Source organism: Pseudomonas sp. NPDC087029 (assembly GCF_044745345.1).
GTDB lineage: Bacteria > Pseudomonadota > Gammaproteobacteria > Pseudomonadales > Pseudomonadaceae > Aquipseudomonas > Aquipseudomonas faucium.
The window spans coordinates 119,730-134,922 of record NZ_JBIVAB010000014.1 but is presented as its reverse complement, the minus strand read 5'-3'; the positions used below and the strand labels follow the sequence as shown (position 1 = coordinate 134,922).

The 15,193-nt window shown below is 67.1% G+C and carries 14 protein-coding genes; 4 read left to right on the top strand and 10 right to left on the bottom strand.

What is annotated here, in order from left to right:
• The first annotated feature begins 43 nt into the window (after window positions 1-43).
• Window positions 44-589, top strand: coding sequence for an RNA 2',3'-cyclic phosphodiesterase (gene thpR, locus ACIPG5_RS20435; RefSeq protein WP_176517520.1), 546 nt, complete (start codon window positions 44-46; stop codon window positions 587-589).
• A 7-nt stretch (window positions 590-596) separates the two neighbouring features.
• Here the strand turns inward: thpR and ACIPG5_RS20430 are convergent, their stop codons facing one another.
• The 5 genes from ACIPG5_RS20430 to ACIPG5_RS20410 form a co-directional block, all read right to left on the bottom strand.
• A complete protein-coding gene (locus ACIPG5_RS20430) occupies window positions 597-3,032 on the bottom strand; it encodes a TonB-dependent siderophore receptor (protein ID WP_401377629.1) in 2,436 nt (811 codons plus the stop codon).
• An 85-nt stretch (window positions 3,033-3,117) separates the two neighbouring features.
• On the bottom strand, window positions 3,118-4,092 hold the full coding sequence (locus tag ACIPG5_RS20425) for a FecR family protein (RefSeq protein WP_401377627.1): 975 nt from the start codon (window positions 4,090-4,092) through the stop codon (window positions 3,118-3,120).
• On the bottom strand, window positions 4,089-4,595 hold the full coding sequence (locus ACIPG5_RS20420) for a sigma-70 family RNA polymerase sigma factor (protein WP_286915164.1): 507 nt from the start codon (window positions 4,593-4,595) through the stop codon (window positions 4,089-4,091). Before ACIPG5_RS20420 ends, ACIPG5_RS20425 begins: the two co-directional genes overlap by 4 nt.
• 39 nt (window positions 4,596-4,634) lie before the next feature.
• Window positions 4,635-5,246, bottom strand: a complete 612-nt coding sequence (locus tag ACIPG5_RS20415; RefSeq protein WP_401377625.1) for an NAD(P)H-dependent oxidoreductase — start codon at window positions 5,244-5,246, stop codon at window positions 4,635-4,637.
• Window positions 5,247-5,390: 144 nt separating this feature from the next.
• A complete protein-coding gene (locus ACIPG5_RS20410) occupies window positions 5,391-6,296 on the bottom strand; it encodes an AraC family transcriptional regulator N-terminal domain-containing protein (protein ID WP_401377622.1) in 906 nt (301 codons plus the stop codon).
• 180 nt (window positions 6,297-6,476) lie between these two features.
• Between ACIPG5_RS20410 and calA the strand changes: the two genes are divergently transcribed.
• Window positions 6,477-7,529, top strand: a complete 1,053-nt coding sequence (gene calA, locus ACIPG5_RS20405) for a vanillin reductase (RefSeq protein WP_314614745.1) — start codon at window positions 6,477-6,479, stop codon at window positions 7,527-7,529.
• Between the two features lie 116 nt (window positions 7,530-7,645).
• Here the strand turns inward: calA and ACIPG5_RS20400 are convergent, their stop codons facing one another.
• Window positions 7,646-8,962 carry a hypothetical protein gene (locus ACIPG5_RS20400; protein WP_401377619.1) on the bottom strand — a complete coding sequence of 439 codons (1,317 nt, stop codon included), beginning with the start codon at window positions 8,960-8,962 and terminating at the stop codon, window positions 7,646-7,648.
• Window positions 8,963-9,161: 199 nt separating this feature from the next.
• On the opposite strand from ACIPG5_RS20400, the gene ACIPG5_RS20395 reads away from it, so the two are divergent.
• On the top strand, window positions 9,162-10,361 hold the full coding sequence (locus ACIPG5_RS20395; protein ID WP_401377616.1) for a sugar transporter: 1,200 nt from the start codon (window positions 9,162-9,164) through the stop codon (window positions 10,359-10,361).
• A 94-nt stretch (window positions 10,362-10,455) separates the two neighbouring features.
• Here ACIPG5_RS20395 and ACIPG5_RS20390 read toward each other — a convergent pair whose 3' ends face one another.
• From ACIPG5_RS20390 to ACIPG5_RS20380, 3 genes are read right to left on the bottom strand one after another with little or no spacing between them, the layout of a single operon-like run.
• The gene (locus tag ACIPG5_RS20390) at window positions 10,456-11,040 is read right to left on the bottom strand and encodes a LysE family translocator (protein WP_401377613.1); all 585 of its coding nucleotides are present in this window, start codon (window positions 11,038-11,040) and stop codon (window positions 10,456-10,458) included.
• A gap of 50 nt (window positions 11,041-11,090) precedes the next feature.
• Window positions 11,091-11,921 (bottom strand): AraC family ligand binding domain-containing protein, encoded by an 831-nt coding sequence (locus ACIPG5_RS20385; RefSeq protein ID WP_401377611.1) that lies wholly within the window; start codon window positions 11,919-11,921, stop codon window positions 11,091-11,093.
• 58 nt (window positions 11,922-11,979) lie between these two features.
• Complete coding sequence (locus ACIPG5_RS20380) at window positions 11,980-12,879, bottom strand: LysR family transcriptional regulator (RefSeq protein WP_176517441.1); 900 nt, start codon at window positions 12,877-12,879, stop codon at window positions 11,980-11,982.
• A 104-nt stretch (window positions 12,880-12,983) separates the two neighbouring features.
• On the opposite strand from ACIPG5_RS20380, the gene nfsB reads away from it, so the two are divergent.
• On the top strand, window positions 12,984-13,637 hold the full coding sequence (gene nfsB / locus ACIPG5_RS20375; RefSeq protein WP_176517442.1) for an oxygen-insensitive NAD(P)H nitroreductase: 654 nt from the start codon (window positions 12,984-12,986) through the stop codon (window positions 13,635-13,637).
• 304 nt (window positions 13,638-13,941) lie between these two features.
• Here nfsB and ACIPG5_RS20370 read toward each other — a convergent pair whose 3' ends face one another.
• Complete coding sequence (locus ACIPG5_RS20370) at window positions 13,942-15,096, bottom strand: cysteine desulfurase family protein (RefSeq protein WP_401377607.1); 1,155 nt, start codon at window positions 15,094-15,096, stop codon at window positions 13,942-13,944.
• Window positions 15,097-15,193 lie beyond the last annotated feature (97 nt).

Genomic DNA, 15,193 nt, shown 5'->3' with positions numbered 1-15,193 from the left:
ATGCCCTGCAGACTGCACAAACGTTTTAGTACGAGGAGCAACCATGGTTCAGGCCATGCGCCCCAGCGGCGCCCCCTTCAAGCGGCTGTTCTTCGCCTTGCCGGTTGCCGATGCCCAGCGCCGGGCGCTGGCCCAGTGGCGGCGCGGCTTGAACCTGCGCAGCGGCAAGCCGGTGGCGAGCGAGAACTTCCACCTGACCTTGCTGTTTCTGGGCGATGTGGACGCCGCCCAGGTGCCGGCGATCTGCGCCGCGGTGGACAACATCGCCCGCCCGGGCGCGCCGCTGCGCCTGCTGCTCGACCAGTTGAAGGCCTGGCCACGGGCCAATGTGCTGGTGCTGGAGCCGCAAGAGGCGCCGCCGGCGTTGCGCCAGCTGGTCTATGGCTTGCAGCAGGCGCTGCTGCCCATGGGCTTTGCCGAGCAGGCCCGTGAATACCGCCCGCACCTGACCCTGTCCCGCGAGTTTCGCGGCCAGGCGCCTGAAGCCACGGTGGCGCCCGACTTTTTCCTGACGGCCCGGCACTTCACGCTCTTCGAGTCGCGCAAAGGCCAGTACTGGCCGCTGGCGCAGTGGCCGTTGACGGCATGAGAGCGGATCAAAACTCAGGCGTGTACTTGACCGTGAACATGAAGTTGCGCGGCTCGCCGTAGTTGTTGCTGCCGTTGAGCTGGTTGAAGCCGGCCACCCAGTACTTCTTGTCGAACAGGTTGTTGCCGTTGACCGCCAGGCTTACTTCAGGCGTCAGCTGGTAGGCCAGGCGCGCGCTCCACACGGTGTAGCCGGGCACGGTGTAGGTGCGCTCGTAGCCCAGGGTGTGGCTCTGGGTGGTGAAGCCCAGGCCCGTGCTCCAGCGCTGGCCGTCCAGCGGCAGGGTGTAGTCGGCCCAGGCGCGCAGCATGTGCTTGGGCGTCCACTGGCTGTACACGCGGCCTTCTTCCTCCGGGTCGTCGAGGAACTTGGTGGTGTTGTAGGTGTAGCCGGCAAACAGCTGCAGGCCGCTGAGCACTTCGCCGCTGATCTCGGCTTCGATGCCCTGGCTGCGCACCTTGCCGGCGGCGGTGGAGCAGTACCAGTCATCGCAGGCAAAGCCTGAAACCACGTCGGTGACGGCGCGGTTTTCCTGGTCGTAGCGGAACAGCGCCAGCGAGGCGTTGACCCGGCCATCGAGCAGCTCGCCCTTCAGGCCCGTCTCGTAGTTGCTGCCAATCACCGGCTTGAGCGGCTGGTTGTTCACCGCGCGTTCGGTCTGCGGCACGAACACGTCGGTGTAGCTGGCGTACCAGGCCCATTCGCGGGTCAGGTCATAGACGAAACCTGCGTAGGGCGTGACTTCGCCGGTCTCGGTCATGCGGCTGGTGGGGTAGCGGGTGCCAGGGTCGCTATGGCTGTCGAAGTCGATCGAGTCCCAGCTGTAGTCGAACCAGCTGACCCGCGAGCCGACGATCAGGGTCAGGTCGTCGCTGGGCTTGATGCGCCACACGCCATACAGGCCCTTCTGGCGGATGTCGTAGCTGGCTTTGTTGGCGCGTGCCAGCTTGCCGTCGAGCAGGCTGTCGCGGCTGGGCTCGGGGCGGTGGTGGTCGATGTCGAAGAGGCTGTCGCCGGAGGCGTCGAAGTTGCGCCAGTAGGCGTCGTCGGAGGTCAGCTTGGAGTAGTTGCCGCCGACGGTGATCTCGTGGGCCAGGGGGCCGGTGTCGAAGTGGCCGACCAGGTTCATGTCCAGGCCCAGCTTGGTGTTGTGAAAATCGGTGATCCAGTCGGCGTAGGTGATACCGGTGCCATCGGCTTTCACGCCCTGGCCGGTGGACTGCACGCGCTGGTGCGTGGAGGTGTTGGTTTCGTCCATGCGCACGGCGGCGGCCTTGAACGCCCAGTCGTCGTTGAAACGGTGCTCCAGGTCCAGGTAGTAGGTGGTGACGTCGGTTTCGGCGCGGCTCCAGCGGGCGCCGGTGAAGGTCGAGCGTGGCAGGTCGACCGGCTTGCCGTCGGCATAGCGGGGGATGCCGCGCAGCATTGGCCGCGACTGCTGGCGGTTGTAGCTGATGCCGCCGCCCACCGTGGTGGCGTCGTTCAGGTCGATGTCCAGCGCGCCATACAAGGAGTGGGACTTGCCCCACTGGTAATCGATGAAGGTGTCGCTCTGGTCCTCGTCGGCGACCATCCGCCCGCGCACCCGGCCGTCGTCGGTCAGCGGGCCGCCGGCGTCCAGTTGCAGGCCGTAGTGGTCCCAGCTGCCGGCCTTGCCGGTGACGCTCACGGTCGGCGTGGCCTGGCCGCGCTTGCGCACCAGGTTGATCGCACCGCCCGGGCTGCCGGTGCCTTGCAGCAGGCCCGAGGCGCCGCGCAGCACTTCGACGCGGTCGAAGAACACCAGGTCCTGGGTCGCCCAGTTGCCCAGCGAGTAGTTGTTGCGCGGGATCGGCACGCCGTCGTATTGCCAGTCGTCGATCTGGAAGCCGCGCGAGGTCACCACCACGCCGGGGCCGATGCCCTGGGCGCCGACGATGCCGGTGGTGTGGTTGAGGGCGTCCTGCAGGTCGGTGATGCCTTGGTCATCGAGCTGCTTGCGGGTAATCACCGTGACCGACTGGGGGATTTCCTTGAGGCTGTGGGTGCTCTTGCCCAGGGTGACCGCACGGGCGGCATACGAGCCGCTGCCTTCGCTGGTGGCGTCGAGGTAGTCGTCGGTGATGCTGGTGCTGCCCAGCTCCAGTGCATCACCGCCTTGGCTGGCCGGGGCCACGCTGAAGTGCCCGCTGCTGCTCACCCGCAATTGCAGGCCGCTGCCGGCCAGGGCCGCTTGCATGGCTTGCTCGGCGCTCATCTGGCCGACCACGGCCGGGGCCTGCTTGCCCCGCACCAGCGCAGGTTCCAGGGCGATGATGGTGCCGCTCTGGCTGGCAATGCGGTTGAGGGTGGTGGCCAGGCTTGCGGGCGGCAGGTCGAACGCCAGGGCCTGGGCCTGGGCAAGGGCGTGGAAACTGGTGAGGGCGGCGACCAGGGGCAGGGCGCGGGGCCAGAGGTTGTGCACGGAATTCTCCCGATTGTGTTGGCTTGTCAGGAGATAGGTGCAACGAGAAATGAAAACCGGACACGCTTGATAATGATTTTCATGATTATTTTTGCGCAGGGCCGATCAGGGTCAGCCACGGGCCATAGTGCTCGACGCTGATCGGCAGGCTTTCGGCCAGCGCCTGCAGGGCTTGCCGGGGCTGGTCGAGGGGGAATACGCCTTGCACCCGCAGGTTGCGCACCGCAGGCGCCAGCCGCACGTAGCCGCTTTGGTACGGGCGCAGGGCATCGATCACCGCTTGCAGCGGTTCGTCGAGCACTTCCAGGCGGCCATTCAGCCAGGCGGCGCGCTGCTGTTGCTCATCGGCCAGCGCTTCGATGGCGTTGCCGTGCAGCAGCGCCGCCTGGCCCTGTTGCAGGTCAAGCCATTGGCCGTCGGGCAGGCTGGTGCGCACACTGTGCTCGAGCACCACGACCCGCGTGGCAGTGGCTTCCTGGCTGACCAGAAAACGCGTGCCCAGGGCCTGGGCCTGCCCCTGGGCAGTGCGCACGCGCAAGGGGCGGCGGGGGTCGGCGGCAACCTCGATCAGCAACTGGCCACGGCGCAGCACCAGCAGGCGCTGCCCGGCGTCGAAATACAGGTCCACGGCGCTGGCGCTGTCGAGGCTCAGGCGGCTGCCGTCGGCGAGGGTGAAACTGCGGCGCTCGCCACTGCCGGTATGCAGGTCGGCCAGCCAGTTCTGCGCCGTGTCGCTGCGCCAGCCGCCCCACAGGGCGCCACCGCACAGCCCGACACTGGCCAGCGCCGCGAGCACGTCACGCCGCGAGTGGGTGGGCTGCAGCAACACCTGGCGCGCCTCGGCGGCATGGCCCGGGGCGCGTTGCTCCAGGGCGCGCAAGGTGGCGACCGGCTTGCCCAGGCGGCGCTGCAGGCGCTCCCAGGCCTGCTGGTGGGCCGGGTCCTGCTGCAGCCAGTGGGCCAGGCGTTGCAGCAGGGCGTCGTCGGGCGTGCGGGCGTTGAGCGCCACCATCCAGTCGATGGCCTGTTCGCTGACCGCGTCGAGCTTGCCGCGGCTCACGGCTGCACCTCGCACAGGTAGCACTGGCGCAGGGCCTGCTTCATGTAGCGGCTGACGGTGCGTTCGCTGATCTGCAGCCTGGCGCCGATGTCGACATAGCTCATGCCATCGAGCTGGCTGTACAGGAAGGCCGCCTTGACGATGGCGGGCAGGCCGTCGAGCACCTGGTCGATGGCCACCAGCGCCTCGATCAGCAGCAGTTGCTCTTCGGCACTGGGGGCCACCGGCTCAGGCAGCTGCGCCAGGCGCTCGAGGTAGGCCTGTTCGAGCTGGCGGCGGCGGTGGCGATCGAAGATCAAGCGCCGCGCGATGGTCGAGAGGTAGGCGCGCGGTTGCGCGATGCTGTCGGGGTCCACGCGCGCGCCGAGCATCTGGCAGAAGGCTTCGGCGGCGGTGTCCTCGGCGTCGGCGCGGTTGCGCAGGCGCTTGTGGATGTGTTGGAGCAGCCAGCGGTGGTGGTCGCTGAAGAAAAAGCCCAGCTTGCGGGTCGACGTGCTGTCCAACGGCTGACATCCAAGTGTGAGTGTGAATCGTTCTCAATATTAGCCGGGTCGCTGGATGCCTCGCAATGGGGCGGCGTCGAACAGTTGCTCGCCCAGCTGCCGGGCGCTGGGCAGCAGCAGTGCGGCGGCGGGGCCTTCGCTGTCTTCGAGCAGGGTCGAGCTGAGCACTTCGGCGCCGCAGTAGTCGAAGATGCCGTGCTCGATCTGCACGCGCATCGCTTCGCCATAGCCGTGGCGCTGGAAGGTGCCGGCATCGGCGCCGGCAATGGCCACCAGGTGCACCTTTTTGCCGCGCAGTTTCTTGACGATGCTGCCGTTGTCGTAGGCAAACGCCCAGCCGTGGCTGAACACGCGCTCGACCCAGCCTTTGAGCAGGGCCGGCAGCGACCACCAGTAGATCGGGTAGACCAGCACCAGCGTATCGGCGCTGTCGATGCGCGCCTGTTCGCGCAGCACATCGGCCGGTGGTGCGGCCTGGCCGCGGTGCACGGCGTGGTCGGCGAAGCTGAAGCGCGGGTCGAAGCCTTCGCTGGCCAGGTCGGCGATCTCGCTGCTGTGGCCGGCGCTGGCCAGGCCGGCGGCGATTTGCTGGGCGAGGGCGTGGGTGAGGGACTGTGGGTCGTGGTGGCCTATGACGATCAGGGCGTGCATGGGAGTTCTCCTGGGGATACTACCTACTTTAGGTAACCTACGATTGGTAAGTTACTTTTGGTAGGATCCAGGTGTCAAGCGGTGATTGATTGGGGCCGCTTTGCGGCCCATCGCGGATAAATCCGCTCCTACAGGCCCCTGCAATTACACAGGCAAACTCTGATAAGGCAGCTCATCCCCCGGGCTGCGTTCGAACTGGCGCTTGTACTCGCGGCTGAACTGCGAGGTGCTCTGGTACCCCACCCGGTGCGCCGCCTGCGCCACCCCAAGCCCTTCGCCAATCAGCATCTGCTGCGCCTTGAGCAACCTCAGGCGCTTGAGGTACTGCATCGGCGCCATGTCGGTGCAGCGCTTGAAGTGCTCATGAAAGGTCGACACGCTCATGTTGGCGCGCGCCGCCAGGTCCTCGACGCTCAGCGGCTCGCTGTAGTGCTCGCGCAGGTGGGCGAGGGCGGCGGCGATGCGGGCGAAGTGCCCTTGCTGTTCGACCAGCGCCCTCAGCACCCCGGCCTGGGGGCCGCGCAGCGCGGTGTACAGCACCTCGCGCACCCGCGCAGGGCCGAGCACCTTGGCATCCAGCGGGTCCTGCAGGCAGCGCAGCAGGCGCTCGACGCTGTCGCGCATCGGCGCATCCAGCGCAGCCGAGGTCATCGACTGGGGCGTTTGCGCCTGCACCGGTGCGCCGGGCGCCAGGCCCATGCTCTGCACCAGCTCGCTGAGCACGCTGCGGTCGATATCCACCGCCACCCCCAGCAAAGGCGCCTCGGCGGTGGCGAAGGTTTCGCACATGAAGGGCACCGACAACGCCTGCACCAGGTAGTGGCCGGCGCCGTATTCCAGGGTCCGCGGCCCCAGGCGCGCCAGTTTGCTGCCCTGGGCCAGGATCATCAGGCTCGGCTCGTACAGCTGCGGGCTGCTGGCCACATAGTGCTCCCAGCTCAGCACCTGCACCTGGGGCAGGTGCGTGGGCACGAAGCCTGGGCGGGTGGCCAGGCAGCGGATCAGGGTGCACAACGTGGCGTTGGCGTCGACGTGACGAGTCAGTTGCATGATGAACCAGGGCAGAGAATCAGACACTGGCATCATCGCAGATTGAAGGCCAGGCGCCAGGTGGCCAGGGCAAGGTTCGGAGAATCAGGCATGCATGCCGGAGAATCTGCCGTGGGCAGGGCGGTTTTCGGCGCGCAGAATTCGCCGCCTGAATCGTTTCACTTCTATGCGAGGTCCTGCATGTATACCGCCATCGGTTACGCCGCCCAAACCCCCACCAGCCCCCTGGCCCCCATGACCTTCGAGCGCCGCAGCCCGCGCCCGGACGACGTCGCCATCGAGATCCTGTACTGCGGTGTGTGCCACTCCGACATCCACCAGGCGCGCAATGAGTGGGGCATCGCCGTGTACCCGCTGATGCCCGGCCACGAGATCATCGGCCGGGTCACTGCGGTCGGTGCGCAGGTCACCGGGCACAAGGTCGGCGACCTGGTCGGGGTCGGCTGCATGGTCGATTCCTGCCGCCACTGCGAGGCCTGCGCCAAGGACCTGGAGCAGTACTGCCTGGAAGGCCCGACCATGACCTACGCCACCCCCGACCGGGTCGACGGCAGCAACACCCTGGGCGGCTACTCCAGCAGCATCGTGGTCAGCGAGCACTTCGTGGTGCGCATCCCGGCCGGCATGGACCTGCCCAGCGCCGCGCCGATCCTGTGCGCCGGCATCACCACCTACTCGCCGCTCAAGCACCATGGCGTCGGCCCTGGCCACAAGGTCGGTATCCTCGGCATGGGCGGCCTGGGCCACATGGGCATCAAGCTGGCCAAGGCGCTGGGCGCCGAAGTGACCTTGTTCACCCGCTCTCAGGCCAAGGCCGAAGAAGCCCGCCGCCAGGGCGCCGACCATGTGATCGTGTCCACGGATGATGCGCAGATGCGCGCCGCTGCCGGGCGCTTCGACTTCCTGCTCGACACCATCCCGGTGCAGCACGACCTCAACCCGTACCTGGAAACGCTGAAGTTCGACGGCGTGCACATCCTCGTGGGCCTGATCGAGCCGATCGACCCGGCGCTGCATGCGGCCAACCTGGTGCTCAAGCGCCGGGTGCTGGCGGGGTCGTTGATTGGTGGCATCGCTGAAACCCAGGAAGTGCTGGATTTCTGTGCCGAGCATGACATCCGCTGCGATATCGAGATGCTCGATATCCGCAATATCAACCAGGCCTACGAGCGCATGATTGCCGGGGATGTGAAGTACCGGTTCGTGATCGACATGGCCACGTTGCAGGGCTGATTGCTGTCTGCTGCGCCGCCATCGCCGGCAAGCCGGCTCCCACAGGTGATGCACAGGCCTGAGGGCAGTGGCTTTCCTGTGGGAGCCGGCTTGCCGGCGATGGCGGCGCAGCAGATCTACCAGACCAGCGCCCTGTCCAACCCCTTCCAGAACAACCAGCGCCGCACCTCGCCATGCTCCCCGGTGCCGATCTGCCACTCAGGCCGCCCAGCGCCCAGGGCAATCACCGATATGAACCCGGCATGGCTCGCCGCAACCAGGGTGCGCCCGTCCGCGCTGATGTCCATGGCGCTGATGGTCGAGCCCAGGTAATGCTGCCAATGCTCCGCCCCGTCCTCGCCAAACGCCCGCAGGTAGCCATAGGCATCGCCGACGATGTATTCGCCATTGCCCGCCACCCCGGCATACACCCGCGCGCCCTCCTGCAGCAGCGGGGTGCGTGGGTCTTCGCTGTAGTACTCGGTATCCAGCCCCGGCAGGTCGGCCACGCGCACGCCCAGCGTGCCGCCGTTGTAGAAATGGCAGGCGTTGACGATCAGCTGGTCGCCCTTGCGGTTGAACAGGGCGAAGTGCGGGTACTCGCCGCCCGGGCCGATTTGCGCAAGGGGTTGCAGCTGCTCGTCCAGCACCAGGTGCCGGCTGCTCTGCTCACCCAGCACGATCAGCCGGCCATCTGGCGAGACTGCGCCATGCTCCATGGACAGGCCCAGGGCGATGTCGTCAGGGTCGGTGCCTTCGGCCAGTTCCTCGAGCACCTGCGCCGCACTGGGCAGCAGGCGCGTGGCGCCCTCGGCGGCCAGCACGAAAATGCCCTCGGCGCTGACCAGCAGCACCCGCTGGCCATCGGCGAAGGGCACCAGCGTGGTGGGGGTCGGCGGCAGGTCCAGAGGGTCGAACGGATAACCCGTTGGCAACCCCTCCAGCCCGTTGGGCCAGGGCAGGCGGGCAACCAGCGGGCCGCCCCAGCCATCGCTGACCCTGACCCCTTCGGCGTTGGCCAGGGCAAAATAGCGGCGCTGCGGGCAACGGCCGAAATGATCGATACCGATCACCGGCGTCACGCCGTGTTCGCCGATGCGCACCACCTGGCCTTTCTCGTAGGGCATGCCGATGCGCGCCAGCAGGCTGCCGTCATCGAGCAGCAGCACCGTGCAGATGCCTTGCCCATGTTGATCGAGCAGCGGCACCAGCGGCTGGTGCGCGGGCGGCCAGGCGGCGCGGAAGGCCTGGCGCCGGGCTTCGTCGACGCCTGGCTGGTTGATCGCCTGCAGGGCCGCCTGCCAGGCCTGGAGCAGGTGTTCGGTGGCCGGGGCCTGGGGTTCTTCGAGGTCGTCCCAACCGTGTTCGCGGCCTTGCGCAACGTAGTGGTTGATGGCCCGGGCATAGGCCGTGACCGCTTGCTGCCACTGCTGCTGAGGGTGTTGCTTGTCCATGGACGGATCGCACTCCTTGTTCCGTTTGCCTTCAGACAGACCGCGCATGGTACCCGCAATCCGCCCACGGTTGTGAGGCCCGGCATTGGCGCGTACCATGCCCGCATTCCCCCAATAACAAACCCGTGCCTCAGCGCGGCCGATACTTGGCCCCTGACGCGCGTCCTTTCGCCATGCCTGCGGAGAAAGCATCCCACCCATGAACGGACCCCTACCCAACGACCTGCCACCGACGGTCGGCAGCGGCAGTTGGCTGAGCGTGATCGCGCTGGCCCTGGCTGCCTTCATCTTCAACACCACCGAGTTCGTGCCGGTGGCGCTGCTCAGCGACATCGGCAGCAGCTTCGACATGAGCACCGCCCAGGTCGGCCTGATGCTGACCATCTACGCCTGGGTGGTGGCGCTGGCTTCGTTGCCGATGATGCTGCTCACGCGCAACGTCGAGCGCCGCCGCCTGCTGTTGTTCGTGTTTCTGGTGTTCATCGCCAGCCACGTGCTGTCGTGGCTGGCGCAGAGCTTTGCCATGCTGCTGCTCAGCCGCATCGGCATCGCCCTGGCGCATGCGGTGTTCTGGGCCATCACCGCCTCGCTGGCGGTGCGCGTGGCACCGCCCGGCCAGCAGGCCAAGGCGCTGGGCCTGCTGGCCACCGGCACGACCCTGGCGATGGTGCTGGGCATTCCGCTGGGGCGGGTGGTGGGTGAGGCGCTGGGCTGGCGGGTGACCTTCCTCAGCATTGCCGGGGTGGCGCTGGCCACCATGCTGTGCCTGATGAAATCGCTGCCGCTGCTGCCGAGCCAGAACTCCGGCTCGCTGCGCAGCCTGCCGGTCCTGTTCAAGCGCCCGGCGCTGGTGATTACCTATGCGCTGGTGACCCTGGTGATCACCGCGCAATTCACCGCCTACAGCTACATCGAGCCGTTCGCGCTGCATGTGGCGCAGATCGGTGGCGAGCGCACCACGCTGGTGTTGCTGCTGTTCGGTGGCGCCGGGGTGTTCGGCTCGCTGTTGTTCAGCCGCTACAGCGACCGCTTCCCGCATGGCTTCCTGGTGGGTTCGATCGGCTTGCTGGCTGCTTGCCTGCTGTTGCTGCTGCCGCTGTCGGGCAACTTCTATGCCTTTGCCGCGCTGAGCATGTTCTGGGGGGTTGCGATTCTGAGCTTCAGCCTGTCGTTGCAGTCCAAGACGCTGAAGCTTGCGTCCGATGCCACGGATGTGGCGATGGCGCTGTTTTCCGGGATCTACAACATCGGCATCGGCGGCGGGGCGTTGCTGGGGAGTATCGTCAGCAGCCAGATGGGCGTGGCCGATATCGGCATGGTCGGCGGCAGCGTGGCGGTGGCCGGGCTGCTGCTGGCGGTGGCCAGTACCCGGCGCTTTCGCGAGGCGCTTGGCAGGTGATTGAGCTTTAGGGCCCATCGCCGGCAAGCCGGCTCCCACGGGTACTCCACAGTATTTTGTGGGAGCCGGCTTGCCGGCGATGGGGCCTAGAAGTTCAGCCCAGCAGCGCGGCCCAGGCCGACACCAGCAACATCCCCGCCAACCCCCGGTTGAACCACAGCAACCGCCCCGGTGCCTGCAGGCAGCGCGCACTGCCCACCCCCAGCAGCGCCCAGGCCGTCATGCACGGCAGGGCGATCAGCAGAAACACCAGCGCCAACTGCCACACCGGCAATGCAGGCGCCGCGAACACGCCTATCACCGCCACGGCCATCATCCACACCTTGGGGTTCACCACCTGCAGGGACGCGGCGCTCCAGGCACTGAACGGCTTGTCTGCGCCGACCTCCAGCGGCTGCTGCGCGCTGCGCAGAATGCGCCACGCCAGCCAGCTCAGCCACAGCACGCCGGCCCAGCTCATCAGCTGCTGGGCCAGCGGGTGGCGCAGCAGCAACTCGCCAAGGCCCAGCCCCACCAGCAGCACCACGGCCGCCGCCGCCGCGCAACCTGCCAGGATCGGCGCCACGCTTGCGCGCAGGCCCAGGCGCGCGCCATGGGCGAGGATCAGCAAGTTGGTCGGCCCTGGGCTGATGCTGGCGACCAGGGCGAAGAGGATGAACGGCAACAACGAATGGGACATGGTCAACGGCTCCGAATGATCAGAGCCCCATGCTCGGCGATTGCCTGGCGTCAGTCTGGAAGGTTTGAGCAGCGCCGGCGGTAGTCGGCCGGGGTCAGCTGGTAGGCACGGCGGAACCAGCGCCCCAGGTGGCTCTGGTCGGCAAAGCCCAGGGCCATGGCCACGTCGCTGGGCGTTTGGCCCTGGGCCAGCAGGCGCCGGGCACGGGCCAGGCGCAGCTGGATCAGGTAGGCGTGCGGCGCCAGGCCGAAGGCCGCCTTGAACGCCCGGGTCAGGCGGAAGCGGTCGACGCCGCAGGCCAGCGCCAGGTCGTCGAGGCTGATGTCCTGGTCGAGGTGGGCATGCAGGTAGTCCCGCGCCCGCTGAGCGGTCAATGGCAGGCGCGGGTCGGGGTTCAGGCGCTTGCGCCAGTGCAGGTGGCGGGTGAGGCAACTGAGCAGGTCGTCGGTGGCGGTCTGCCGAACGATGCGCAGCTCCTCGCCATGCACGGCCTGGAAGGCGCGGGCGGTGGCACCGGCCAGGCGCAGGTCGTGGCACAGCGGGTCGGCGATGCTTGGCAGGCTGTCGCTTGGCGCCTGCTCGAACAGCGCGCGCAACTCGGCCTCCAGCCAGTGCGGCTGCAGGTACAGGGTGGAGTAGGTGAAGCCCTCTTGGGTGGGGGCGTGGCCATTGTGGATGTCGCCGGGTTCGAGCAGAAACACATGCCCCGGCGTGCTGTGGTGGCGCACCTTGCGGCAATCGAACTGCTGCACGCCTTGCTCGGTGAAGCCGACCAGGAAGCTGTCGTGCCAGTGCGGGTCGTAGGCATGGCCGACGAAATGCGCACGGACCGACTCGATGCCGGTGCCGGCGTCTTGCTTGAGGTCGATCCAGTTGGGCATGGCGGTGGGGCTGCTGTGGTACAGGGCAATACACCTTAGCGCGTCGGCGCCGACGGGTTTAGAACATTTGTGCAGGCTGCAGGGCGCTGAAGCGCTCGCGCAGCCACAGGTGCAGCTGCGAAACCGCAGGCGAAAGCTGCTTGCGGTGCGGGCACACCAGGGTCACCGGAGTGAGTTCGCCGGGGTGCTCCGGCAGCAGCACCTGCAGCTCGCCCGCCGCCACGTTGGCGCTGACATCCAGCCACGACTTGTAGGCAATGCCTTCACCCAGCAACGCCCAGCGCCGCACCACATCGGCGTCGTCGCTGAACAGCGGGCCACTGACCTGCACCGTGCGGTTGCCGAGGCGCCATTTGTCATACACGCGCCCCAGCTGCAGGTACAGCAGGCAGGCATGCTGTTGCAGGTCGTCCAGCTGCTGCGGCCGGCCGTGGCGCGCCAGGTACTCCGGCGAGGCCACCAGCACCCGGCGGTTCCACGGCGCCAGCGGCAGGGCGATGTAGTTGGCGTGCTCGTTGAGGCCGTAGCGGATGGCCACGTCCACCGGGTCGCGGAACAGGTCGGCGACCTGGTCGGAAAGAAAGAAGCGCAGGCTCAGGTCGGGGTGGTCGCGGCGAAAGTCACTCAACCACGGCAGCAGGATATTACGCCCAAGGTCCGAAGGCGCCGACACCTGCAGCACGCCGCGCAGGGTGCTGTGCGCGCCGTGCAGGTTGTCGCGCCCCTGGCGCAGGCTTTCCAGCACGTTGAGCGCGGTGGGCAGGTACAGCTCGCCTTCGGCGGTCAGGCGCAGGCTGCGGGTGGTGCGGGCGAACAGGCGCACATCGAGGTCGCGCTCCAGGCGCTTGATGGCGGCGGCGACTTGCCCGGGCAACAGGTCGGCCTCGTGGGCGGCGGCAGTGAAACTGCCCAAGGCGCTGCTGCGCACGAACAGTTCGAGGTCGGTGATGCGCAGCATTTTCACTCCAGAAGATAAAGTGTTCCTGCATTTTGCCGGTTTTTCTTATCTGCAGGAAAGATAGTATGCGGCCCATGTCCTCATCCCATTATCGGAGTCACCCCATGGATACCGTCTCGCTGGCCAAGCGCCGCTACACCACCAAGGCCTACGATGCTGCGCGCAAGATCCCCCAGGCCACCATCGATGCCTTGCTCGAGCAACTGCGCCACAGCCCCTCGTCGGTCAACTCGCAGCCTTGGCACTTCGTCGTCGCCGACAGCGCCGAGGGCAAGGCGCGCCTGGCCAAGAGCACGGTCGACGGGTATGCCTACAACACGCCGAAGATTGTCGATGCGTCCCATGTCATCGTGTTCTGCACCCGCACCGAGATGACCGAGGCACACCTGGACACGCTGCTCGATCAGGAAGCCGCCGACGGGCGTTTTCGCGATGAGCAGGCCCGCGCCGGGCAGAACCAGAGCCGCCGTCACTATGTGAACCTGCATCGTTTCGAGCACAAGGATGTGCAGCACTGGATGGAGAAGCAGACTTACCTGGCGCTGGGCACCGCGCTGCTGGGCGCCGCCGCCCATGGGCTGGACGCCACGCCGATCGAGGGTTTCGACAGCAAGATCATGGATGCCGAGCTGGGGCTGCGTGAGCAGGGGTACACCAGTGTGGTGGTGTTGAGCCTGGGTTATCGCAGCGAGGCGGACTTCAATGCCGGGTTGAACAAGTCGCGGTTGCCGGCTGCCAAGGTGTTCACCTTCCTTTGATGGGGGCGTGAAGGTGTATGCCGTGATTGTGATGGTGTACTCGAGATCGAGCGCCGCCCGCGCGGCGCATCGCGGATAAATCCGCTCCTACATTTGTTGCAACGTGCCATGGTCTGTCAGGCCATAGTTGTCCGCTTTTGCCGCCCGCCGAGATATTGCGTCGTACAAACAAGGCTGGCAACCATGGCCTATCAGGCATTGGCACGTTGCAACAAATGTAGGAGCGGATTTATCCGCGATGCGCCGCGCGGGCGGCGCTCGGTCTAAAACCCACAAAAGATCTCAAGCCAAGCCTCACCTCACCTCACCACAACGCCACCGCCCCCGCCGCAACCACCCGCGCAAACACCTCGATCGCCTTGTCCACGTCCGCCTCACGGGTAAACCGCCCGATGCTGATGCGCACGCTCTTGCGCGCCCGCTGCTCATCCAGCCCCATGGCCAGCAGCACATGCGATGCTGCATTGCTCGCCGAATTGCACGCCGAAGTCGTCGACAATGCCAACTCGCTGGCCAGGGCCAGGCTGTTGAACCCCGGCGCTTCGATGCACAGGTTGAGGGTGTGGGGGATGCGCTGTTGCGGGCAACCATTGAGGCTCACCCCAGGCAAAGCCAGCAACCCTTCGCGCAGGCGTCGAGCCAGCTGGTCCAGGCGCTGGTGCTCGCTATCGCCCGGCTGCCCGGCGAGGGCGAAGGCGCTGCCCATGCCGACGATCTGGTGGGTCGGCAGGGTGCCCGAACGCAGGCCACGCTCGTGGCCGCCGCCGTGAATCTGCGCGCGCATCAGCGCCCGCGCACGCGGGCCGACGTACAACGCACCGATGCCCTTGGGGCCATACACCTTGTGCGCCGAGAACGACATCAGGTCGACCGCCGTGTTGCGCAGGTCGATGGCCAGCTTGCCTACCGCCTGGGCCGCGTCCACGTGCAGCAGTGCGCCATGGGCGCGCACCCGCTCACCGATGGTGGCGAAGTCGGTGACGGTGCCCAGTTCATTGTTCACCGCCATCAGCGACACCAGGCGGGTATCGGCGCGCAGGGCCGCTTGCACCGCGTAAGGCTGGATCAGGCCCGCCGCGTCCGGGGCCAGGCGGGTGACGGCCCAGCCTTGGCGCTCCAGTTCGTTGACGGTATCGAGCACGGCCTTGTGTTCCAGCTGGCTGGTGATCAGGTGGCCGGGCTGGCCGATGCCCTGGGCGATGCCCTTGAGCGCGAGGTTGTTGGACTCGGTGGCGCCCGAGGTCCACACCAGTTCGTCGGCGCTGGCGCCAACGCGCTCGGCCACTTGCCCGCGGGCCTGCTCGACCGCGTCACGGGCTGCCTGGCCGTAGGCATGGCCGCTGGAGGCGGGGTTGCCGAAATTCACTTGCTGGCCGAGGCAGGTGAGCATGGTTTCGATCACCCGGTCGTCGACCGGGGTGGTGGCGGCGTAGTCGAAATAGAGGGGGGCGCTAGGCATGGGGGCGGGTCCGTTGCTGTCGTCGTGGAATCGTCGATCGTGGCAGCAAGCGTACCCGCGCTTGGCGAGATGGTTTTGTCCTTTTCTTGATGCTTGA

Excerpts from the sequence above, each read along its gene's own strand:
- thpR (WP_176517520.1), top strand. The coding sequence starts at position 44 with ATGGTTCAGGCCATGCGCCCCAGCGGCGCCCCCTTCAAGCGGCTGTTC.
- ACIPG5_RS20415 (WP_401377625.1), bottom strand. The coding sequence starts at position 5,246 with ATGCACGCCCTGATCGTCATAGGCCACCACGACCCACAGTCCCTCACC.
- ACIPG5_RS20410 (WP_401377622.1), bottom strand. The coding sequence starts at position 6,296 with ATGCAACTGACTCGTCACGTCGACGCCAACGCCACGTTGTGCACCCTG.
- calA (WP_314614745.1), top strand. The coding sequence starts at position 6,477 with ATGTATACCGCCATCGGTTACGCCGCCCAAACCCCCACCAGCCCCCTG.
- ACIPG5_RS20400 (WP_401377619.1), bottom strand. The coding sequence starts at position 8,962 with ATGGACAAGCAACACCCTCAGCAGCAGTGGCAGCAAGCGGTCACGGCC.
- ACIPG5_RS20395 (WP_401377616.1), top strand. The coding sequence starts at position 9,162 with ATGAACGGACCCCTACCCAACGACCTGCCACCGACGGTCGGCAGCGGC.
- ACIPG5_RS20390 (WP_401377613.1), bottom strand. The coding sequence starts at position 11,040 with ATGTCCCATTCGTTGTTGCCGTTCATCCTCTTCGCCCTGGTCGCCAGC.
- ACIPG5_RS20385 (WP_401377611.1), bottom strand. The coding sequence starts at position 11,921 with ATGCCCAACTGGATCGACCTCAAGCAAGACGCCGGCACCGGCATCGAG.
- ACIPG5_RS20380 (WP_176517441.1), bottom strand. The coding sequence starts at position 12,879 with ATGCTGCGCATCACCGACCTCGAACTGTTCGTGCGCAGCAGCGCCTTG.
- nfsB (WP_176517442.1), top strand. The coding sequence starts at position 12,984 with ATGGATACCGTCTCGCTGGCCAAGCGCCGCTACACCACCAAGGCCTAC.
- ACIPG5_RS20370 (WP_401377607.1), bottom strand. The coding sequence starts at position 15,096 with ATGCCTAGCGCCCCCCTCTATTTCGACTACGCCGCCACCACCCCGGTC.